A 9,124-nucleotide genomic window follows, 5' to 3' on the forward strand; every position below is an offset into this window, starting at 1 on the left:
GAGGAGAAGCAGCTATGCGTAACGAGAAAGTGGAACGCGATTGGGATAATCTTGCCGTGCTGGAGCGCAATCGCGCCAAGAGCCGGGCTTATTTCATCCCGTATTCCGACCAAGCCGGAGCTTTGAGCTATGATCGAGGGAGCTCCCCTTGGTTTCAATCACTGAATGGCAATTGGAAGTTTCATTGGTCGAAGGGGCCTGAATGGGCACCGGAACATTTTTACGAAGAGAATTATGATCTGTCAGGTTGGGATGAGATTCAAGTACCTAGTCACTGGCAGCTGAAAGGTTACGGTCACCCGCATTATACGGATTTATACTATCCGTTTCCGGTAGATCCTCCGCATGTGCCTAACGATAATCCGACGGGTTCTTATGTAAGAGAGTTTGAGCTTCCGCAATTTTGGGAAGGCAGACAGTTGTCCGTGAAATTTGATGGCGTGGATAGCAGCTTTCATGTATGGGTCAATGGGACATTCGTTGGTTACAGCCAAGGAAGCCGTTTGACGTCGGAATTTGATCTGACACCGTACGTAAAGCAAGGAATCAATCGATTGGCTGTGCGTGTTTATCAATGGTCAGATGGCAGCTATTTGGAAGATCAGGACATGTGGTATATGAGCGGTATTTTCCGGGATGTGTATTTGATTTCGGGACCTGGCTCGCTTCGTATTTCGGATTATCGAATCGTTACGGAATTGGACGCGGACTATCGCGATGCGGATTTATTAGTCCAAGTGGAATTGCAAGGGCATGACTTGGCGGGAGAGCTTCAGTTACAGCTGCTGGATATGGCAGGTCAACGCATTGCTGAGAGTAAACAGCAAATCGCCTTGGCTGCTGCAGATCAAACGATGCTTTCTGTTTCGATGCCCGTCTCAAAGCCTGCACTTTGGAGTGCTGAAGCTCCAAATTTGTATCATTTGATCATTTGCCTGGTGGATCAGAACGATCTAATGGTGGAGGTTGTTGCTCAGCGAGTCGGGTTTCGCAAGATCGAAGTGAGGGACGGTCAGTTTTTAGTGAACGGCAAGGCAATCATGCTGAAGGGCGTAAACCGTCACGATCACCATCCGGTCTCGGGACGCACAGTGACGCTCTCGACGATGAAGCAAGATGTGAAGATGATGAAGCAGCATAACATTAATGCAGTTAGAACGGCACATTATCCGAATGATCCTCGGTTTTACGATATTTGTGATGTGTATGGCTTATATGTCATGGAAGAAACGGATTTGGAAACACACGGCTTTGAGCCGCTGGGCAATATTTCACGGCTAAGCGATGACCCTGCTTGGCAGGAAGCGTATATCGACCGCATTCGCCGCATGGTGGAGCGCGATAAGAATCATCCATCCGTCCTTTTTTGGTCCCTTGGCAATGAGTCCGGCTTCGGCTGCAATTTCCGGGCGATGTCGGCCTGGTGCAAGCAAGCAGATCCAACTCGGCTCATCCATTATGAAGAAGATCGCGAGGCAGAAGTGTGCGATATTGTGAGCACGATGTATTCGTCCCCCGAGAAAATGGCAGGCTTCGGCCAACTTGTCGATCACCCGAAACCGCATATTTTATGCGAGTTCGCCCATGCCATGGGGAATGGTCCAGGCGGTCTCAAGCGCTACTTCGATACTTTCGATGCCTATAGAAGACTGCAGGGCGGCTTTGTCTGGGAATGGATCGATCATGGTATCCGCAGGAAGACGGCTGCGGGTAAAGACGACTACGCATACGGCGGTGACTACGGCGATGTGCCGAACAATAGCAATTTCGTTATTGACGGTCTGGTTCGACCGGACCGGACACCGTCCCCAGGTCTTATTGAATATAAGAAAATAATTGAGCCAGTCAGGGTCGACTATATAGAAAATGATCGCATTTGTATCACCAACCGCTATGATTTTGTGACGCTCGATCACCTTCATGCAGATTGGAGCGTGACAATAGACGGGCAGACAGTCCAAAGTGGTGTACTTGTACTGCCGCGGATTGGCCCTGGCGAAAGCATGGAACTACAAGTCCCTGTAAGAGCAGATGGGCAGCTAACCTTATTGGATCCACGTGCGGAACGTTGGTTGAATGTCGGCTTCACGCTTGCAGCAGACTGCATCTGGGGTAAACAAGGTCATGAAGTAGCTTGGGCACAGCTTGCTCTAGCATCAGTCGGGAACAGCGAGCACAAGCGAAATGCGGAAAGTAACATCAATGATTCGTTCGTTTCTACAGCAGTTAGTCAACCAAATCGAAGTTTATCCTGTACAGCGGTAGATCGTCAGCTCATTCTAAGGAACGATTTATTTCAGATCACTTTCGACACACGGTTGTCGGGTTTCTGTTCACTGCGAATGAACGGCCAAGAGTTGGTGAACAAGGGGCCTCGGCTAAACTTTTGGCGAGCTCCAATCGATAACGATATGTACGTCCTTCCTGATTGGCGCAAAGCGTATCTCGACAGGCTCAGCGAACGAATCGATGATTGCCGCTGGGAGAGGTTGGATGAGGGATCGATTCGTATAACTTTCGCGTCACGTATCGCTCCTCCGGTATTCGACTGGGGATTCCGGTGTGAAACGATTTACACCATCATGAGCTCAGGTCTGATCATTATCGACGTGCAGGGGGTTCCTGAAGGCAAGCCGCCTGCGATGCTTCCGAAGATTGGACTTCAAATGGAGCTCCCCGAAAAAATGGATGCCGTTCAATGGTACGGTCGCGGTCCAGGAGAGAATTATTCTGATAGTAAGGAAGCAGGACGGTTTGGTGTATATCGTAAGAATGTCGATGAACTATTCACGCCTTATATTTATCCGCAGGAGAACGGCAACCGCACAGATGTCAGATGGGTTTCAGTAACGGACGGTGCCGGAATCGGCCTTTTGGCCGTAGGAGCGCCGACTCTAGAATTCAGCGCACGGCGCTATACCGATGCTGATATCGAAGCGGCTAAACATGCGAGTGACCTAACACCGCGGGATTTCATTACAGTCAACTTGGATTATAAGCAGAATGGTCTTGGCAGCAACAGCTGTGGACCTGCACAGTCCGCGGAGAGCACCGTCACCTCAGAAGCATTCCGCTTCCAAATGCTGCTCAAGCCCTATTTATCTGAAGATACCTCACCAGCACGGTTGAGCCGTCAAATGAGAGTTGAAATGGAAATGAAGCATTTACAACAGGAGGAAATAAACCATGCTTAATACACAAGATATATTGAATGTATCGGGAAAAATAGCGGTTGTGACCGGCGGTGCTTCAGGAATCGGCCTTGCGACAGCTGAACTGCTGGCCAGCTTTGGCGCGCATTCCATCCTACTTGACATTAACGAAACGCAAGGTGAACAGGCTGTAGCGGTGATCAATAAGCAGGGAGGACAAGCGAGTTTCTACCGCTGTGATGTGTCCTCTTCGGCTGATTGCGAGCGTGTTGCGGGCGAAATCGATAACGCACATGGACGAATTGATATCCTGTTCAACAATGCGGGGATCATTCGGCGAAAAACAGTCGTAGAGTTGGAAGAACGCGACTGGGATCTCGTCATCGATGTTTCCTTAAAAGGAGTCTACATGCTTTCTAAGTATATTATTCCCATCATGGAACGAGAGGGTGGGGGCAGCATTATTAATTCCGGTTCCGGTTGGGGGTTAAAAGGCGGAGACCGCGCTGCTGCGTACTGCGCCGCCAAAGCAGGCGTTGTAAATTTAACGCGAGCTATGGCTATCGATCATGGCGCTGCGAACATTCGGGTGAACTGCGTATCGCCAGGCGACACGGACACGCCGCTGCTGCGGGATGAAGCGAAGCAGCTTCAGCGAAACGAGGCTGAATTCCTAGTAGCCTCAGCCGGCGGCCGACCGCTCGAGAGATTAGGAACACCGCGTGATATCGCCAATGCCGTTCTGTTTCTTGCAAGTAGCATGTCTTCATGGGTAACGGGAAGTGTGCTCGTTGTAGATGGCGGGGGCATTGCTTAAGGGCTAGTGTGGATTGAAAATTTATGCGTACACAACGATGAATGGAGGCGTTACCTTTGCCTAATAACAGAACATATGCCCATCCTTATATTCCGAATACCGTACCAGAGGTTCGTGATGCCATGCTGAAAGAAATCGGATTGTCCTCGATGGATCAACTGCATGATGCCATTCCGGACAGTTTGAAGCTAAATAGAGAGATGAACCTTCCTCCAGCTATGAACGAGTATGAACTGCGTCGACATGTGGAGGGCGTGCTCGCCAAGAACAAGCACGGTGCTGCTTATTTGAATTTTCTCGGAGCGGGCTGCTGGCAGCACTTTATTCCTGCGATTTGTGATGAAATCAATCAGCGTTCCGAATTCGTTACGGCGTATGCCGGCGAACCCTATGAAGATCATGGACGATTCCAGACGCTTTTCGAGTATCAAAGCCTGATGGCAGAGCTGGTCGATATGGACGTTGTGAATGTCCCGACTTTTGACTGGGCTCAAGCCGCTTCAACGGCTATTCGGATGGCAGGCCGTATGACAGGCCGCAGTGTTGCATTGCTTCCCAAATCAGTGGATCCTGACAAAGTGATGATTATCCATAACTACTGCACACCTGTGATGGAGCTGCGTTTTGTTGACATCGACGAAGCGACGGGCAAGATGGACTTGAATGATTTGCGAAACAAACTATCAAGCGACATAGCAGCGGTTTACTTCGAAAATCCCGGTTATCTGGGCATCATTGAAGATCAAGGTCATCAAATAGCGGAGTTGGTACATGATGTGAATGCCATCTGCATCGTTGGCGTAGACCCAATCTCCCTTGGCGTACTTCAGCCGCCAAGCCAATATGGCGCAGATATCGTCTGTGGAGATTTGCAACCGCTAGGGATGCATATGAACTATGGCGGCGGGCAAGCCGGATTTATTGCGACGCGTGATGAAGAGGCATATGTCATGGAATACCCTTCCAGGCTGTTCGGCATTGTGCCGACGGAGGTTGAAGGTGAATATGGATTCGGCGACGTGGCCTATGAACGCACATCATTCGCTCTTCGTGAGAAAGGGAAAGAGTCCGTTGGTACACAGACAGCCTTATGGGGAATTACCGCAGGTGTCTATTTGGCCTTGCTGGGTCCAACTGGCATGCAGGAGGTTGGGGAGACGATTATGCAGAAGTCGCAATACGCGGCTAAGTTGCTCTCTTCCATTCCCGGCATATCCCTCCGATTCGAAGGGACCGCTTTTTTCAAGGAGTTCGTTGTTGATTTCAACGAAACGGGCCTAACTGTCGCTCAAATCAATGCGAGCCTGTTAGAAGCAGGGATTTTCGGCGGCAAAGATTTGTCGGCAACTTTCCCTTCATGGGGACAATGTGCCCTCTACTGCGTCACTGAAATTCATTCGCAGGCGGATCTTGACCGTCTGGCAGACGCCATTCAAACCATCGTTCGTAAACCATGATCTTATAGAGAGAAAGGACGGAACGCCATGAAACGAATTCGCAGAGATCATAAAGTTCGTAATTTTCATCAAGCCAAATGGGATGAACCAGTCATATTTGAGCTTCACCGTCAAGGGGAGCGTGGCGTCATTCCGCCTAGTGCGGAGGCTGGCATTGCCGCTCAGGTAGGAGACGGTATTGGGCGAATCCCTGCTTCAATGAAGCGAAGCAAAGCGCCTGCTTTACCTGAAATCGGTCAAGCCAAAGTACTACGTCATTATTTGCGTCTCTCCCAAGAGACGTTAGGCTCCGATTTGAACGTTGAAATCGGGCAAGGGACTTGTACGATGAAGTATATTCCGCGTATTAACGAAATGCTTATCCGTACGCCTCATATGATGGAACTGCATCCCTTGCAGGATGCCGATTCCGTTCAGGGCATGCTTGAAATTTTCTATAAACTGGACATTGCCATGCGTGAGATCAGCGGAATGGATGCCTTCTCCTTCCAACCAAGCAGCGGTACGCAGGCTTTGCTTGCGATGGCCTCTATCGTTCGCGCTTATCACGACTCGCGCGGGGAAGGTGAACAGCGGGATGAGATCATTACAACGATTTTCTCCCATCCCTCACAAGCTGCTACAGCTGCGGTTAAGGGCTACAAAATCATCACGCTGCACCCTGACGAAGACGGATTCCCGGACATCGAGAAATTGAAGGGCGTAATCTCTAAGCGGACTGCAGGTTTTGTAGTCGCGAACCCGGAAGATACAGGTATTTATAACCACCGAATCCGCGAGTTTACCGACCTTGTTCACGAAGCAGGCGGAGTTTGCTTCTACGATCAAGCCAATGCGAATGGCTTGCTTGGCATCACAAGAGCGAAGGAAGCAGGCTTCGACATGTGCTTCTTCAATCTGCATAAGACCTTTGCAGCCCCTCATATGTGCGGCGGCCCCGCTACAGGTGCTCTTGGTGTCAGTGAGGAGCTCAAGCGTTTCTTACCGGGACCGCTCGTCGATTACGATGGAAGCCGTTATAGGTTAGTCAGCCAGCCGGCAGACAGTATTGGCAAGGTCCGCAGCTTCCATGGCGTAGCGCAGACTGTACTGCGTTCCTACGCTTGGATACTGAGCCTCGGTCCGGATGGACTGAAAGATGTCGCTCAAATTGCCGTTTTGAACAACAATTATCTCTATCACAAAATTTTGCAAATCCGCGGAGCGAGCGCACCTTATATCAAAGGACGACGTCTGGAACAGGTTCGCTACAGCTGGAAGCAGCTTACAGAGGAGACGGGTGTCACAACAGAGGATATTACTCGCCGTATGTGCGACTTCGGCTTACACTACTGGACGTCCCATCATCCGTATATCGTTAAGCAGCCTTTTACCTTGGAGCCGACGGAATCATATTCCAAAGAGGATTTGGATGAATACATTCAAGCCTTGGAGCATATCTCGCATGAAGCATACACTCAGCCCGAAATTGTGCGGTCAGCTCCGCATAACAGTACCGTTCACCGGAACGATGAATCATCCCTTGATGATCCGGAGAAGTGGTGCATAACATGGCGTGCGTATTTGAAAAAAACACAACCGGAATAATTCCATTCCTTATTATTTGTTAACAGAGAAGCTCCGAGAGGGGCTTTTTCTGTTTTCTGAGATTTTTCTGATAAATGATCTAGAAACTTTCCTTGTCGATTGGCGTCTTATGTATGTAAAGATATGTATGCGCTGTCATCTGTGCCTGCCATAACATTCGTTAATCGTTTTGAAACTCTGAACCAATCGAAAAATTTAAATGTGAAGGGATGAGGAAAATGTACGCTTTTGGATGGTGCAGTGAGATTCAACAAGCAGAGAGATTAAGAAGTTTGGGTTTTGATTACATAGAATGCGCGCTTGTCTCTTTAAATCTTGAAAATGAAAAGGATTATGCTGAAAGGCTGCCTTTATTTTTAAATAGCCCGTTACCCGTCAACGCATTCAACATCTTTTTTCCTGGGGACATGAAGGTAGTAGGGCCGGAAGTTGATCAGGAACGTCTTCGGCGTTACATATACAAAGCTGCCAACGCATTAAATCATATTGGAGTTAAAACAGTGGTGCTTGGGAGCGGGAAATCACGTAACATTCCCGATGGCTGGGAACGGGATCGTGCAGAGGAACAGTTCATTCAATTGCTAGCTCATATCGGTGAAGCGCTTACTGGTACAGGCGTCACTTTGGCATTAGAGCCGCTTAATAAGAAGGAATCTAACTTAGTGAATAGTGTGTCGGAAGCCGTAATGTTTGCGAGTCAAGCCAACCACCCGTCAATTCGGGTGCTAGCGGACTTTTATCATATGGATGAAGAGAATGAGCCTCTACAAACGCTAGTCGATAATAAAGCTTGGCTGCAGCATATCCATCTTGCGGATACGGGCAGGTTTTATCCAGGGTCCGGGAATTACCCGTACGATCAATTTGTCTCAGCACTGAAGGCTTCGGGATATGAAGGAATGATTTCTGCCGAGTGTACGGTTAAAGATCCGGAAACGGAGCTGCCCGCTAGCTTGGCATATATAAAAGAAACTTTCCGCCTGTGAGGAGTTGAGGGTAAGGGAAATTAACGTCTCTTCATTCTTTGGCCCGCTATCCAAATGGATAAGCCCGTTCCCCATAAGATCAGAGCTGAGCCAAAGCCAACCGCGAGCCACCATGTGATGATTTGCCGGCCCTCCAGCATGACTCTCTCCGGAAAGAACAGGAGTGTGAAAATCGCAAGTAAACAGAGGAGCAGGCCGGTTACATAATGGGTCTTGACTTGAAAAAGAGTCGAGAGCGGAATGAAATGTACGCCAACAATGATTGCCATGACAGGAAAAAACAGGCCAAAGCGATCGGTGGCGCTGCAGATGGCGCTAGCGGCCCCGATTGCCGCACCTTCTATCGTAAAGATAAGGCCAAACCAAAGCCTTGCCCGTTTCCACCGGCGAGCATCTGCTTCTGTCGTTTGGTTGGATAGATGCTGTGCCGATGCAAATAGGGAGATGCCGCACGCGAGCAGGGTGAGCCCCATGATAATAGCAGCAATCAATACCCAAGGGGATCCCCAGCCTTGCAGTCCGCCAATGCCAATACTTGCCCAGAGCGTGCCGAAAAACGCCATGAAGAGGACACCCCAAGCAGCCCCCCGCACCGCTCCTCTGGGAATAGGTGATGATTTATGTTCCATGAGTGAAAAGTTCCTTTCATAGAGATTTTTGTGTGTTAACCCTGTTTTCTGATCCATACTTTTACACCTAATCACCGGATAATGAAACATTGCACTGCATAATGAAAACTACCTGGCTCCAACCCAAGCTATACTTAGGAAGGGTATTGACATATGAAACGTATATGCGTGGAAGAAGACATTGATACGATACTAATACAGGCGAACTTGTTCTCGCTGCAGCGCGAGTGGGTTGAGTAGGCTATGTTTATTTGAGACGATTTATTAAAGGAAACTGAAGGCCGCTATTTAGTCGAAAAACGGAGATTCTACCCTTTAGGGGGAACCACAGGGCCTTATTTCAGCGAAATTGGCCCTTTTTCAACCAGAATGACAAAATAGAAGAACCTAGTTCCCGCTTGCTATTAAGCCCCCTAATTAAATTGGAGAGTACCATGGGAAATAAGGTACTATTCATATAAAGGGAGGCGAGCGGAATGAGACAACGTAACAACGC

The 9,124-nt window shown here is 49.0% G+C and carries 6 protein-coding genes; 5 read left to right on the plus strand and 1 reads right to left on the minus strand.

The features are described from left to right. Positions 1 to 14 precede the first annotated feature (14 nt). The 5 genes from lacZ to J2Z65_RS18570 all read left to right on the plus strand — a co-directional run bounded on the left by lacZ (position 15) and on the right by J2Z65_RS18570 (position 7,999). Entirely contained in the window at positions 15 to 3,194 is a 3,180-nt protein-coding gene (lacZ, locus tag J2Z65_RS18550) for a beta-galactosidase, LacZ type (protein WP_167057513.1), read from the plus strand. Beyond that, positions 3,187 to 3,969 (plus strand): SDR family NAD(P)-dependent oxidoreductase, encoded by a 783-nt coding sequence (locus J2Z65_RS18555; protein WP_167057510.1) that lies wholly within the window; start codon positions 3,187 to 3,189, stop codon positions 3,967 to 3,969. The genes lacZ and J2Z65_RS18555 overlap by 8 nt, the downstream gene beginning before the upstream one ends. A gap of 56 nt (positions 3,970 to 4,025) precedes the next feature. After that, positions 4,026 to 5,426: an aminomethyl-transferring glycine dehydrogenase subunit GcvPA gene (gene gcvPA / locus J2Z65_RS18560; RefSeq protein ID WP_167057507.1), complete on the plus strand. Its 1,401-nt coding sequence runs from the start codon at positions 4,026 to 4,028 to the stop codon at positions 5,424 to 5,426. Positions 5,427 to 5,453: 27 nt separating this feature from the next. After that, entirely contained in the window at positions 5,454 to 7,013 is a 1,560-nt protein-coding gene (gcvPB, locus tag J2Z65_RS18565; protein WP_167057504.1) for an aminomethyl-transferring glycine dehydrogenase subunit GcvPB, read from the plus strand. 218 nt (positions 7,014 to 7,231) lie between these two features. Beyond that, positions 7,232 to 7,999: a sugar phosphate isomerase/epimerase family protein gene (locus J2Z65_RS18570; protein WP_167057499.1), complete on the plus strand. Its 768-nt coding sequence runs from the start codon at positions 7,232 to 7,234 to the stop codon at positions 7,997 to 7,999. Between the two features lie 20 nt (positions 8,000 to 8,019). Here J2Z65_RS18570 and J2Z65_RS18575 read toward each other — a convergent pair whose 3' ends face one another. Further along, a complete protein-coding gene (locus J2Z65_RS18575) occupies positions 8,020 to 8,628 on the minus strand; it encodes a DUF7010 family protein (protein ID WP_167057496.1) in 609 nt (202 codons plus the stop codon). Positions 8,629 to 9,124: the final 496 nt, after the last annotated feature.

The sequence above is a fragment of the Paenibacillus aceris genome, assembly GCF_017874035.1.
Classification (GTDB): Bacteria; Bacillota; Bacilli; order Paenibacillales; family NBRC-103111; genus Paenibacillus_E; species Paenibacillus_E aceris.

Excerpts from the sequence above, each read along its gene's own strand:
- lacZ (WP_167057513.1), top strand. The coding sequence starts at position 15 with ATGCGTAACGAGAAAGTGGAACGCGATTGGGATAATCTTGCCGTGCTG.
- J2Z65_RS18555 (WP_167057510.1), top strand. The coding sequence starts at position 3,187 with ATGCTTAATACACAAGATATATTGAATGTATCGGGAAAAATAGCGGTT.
- gcvPB (WP_167057504.1), top strand. The coding sequence starts at position 5,454 with ATGAAACGAATTCGCAGAGATCATAAAGTTCGTAATTTTCATCAAGCC.
- J2Z65_RS18570 (WP_167057499.1), top strand. The coding sequence starts at position 7,232 with ATGTACGCTTTTGGATGGTGCAGTGAGATTCAACAAGCAGAGAGATTA.
- J2Z65_RS18575 (WP_167057496.1), bottom strand. The coding sequence starts at position 8,628 with ATGGAACATAAATCATCACCTATTCCCAGAGGAGCGGTGCGGGGGGCT.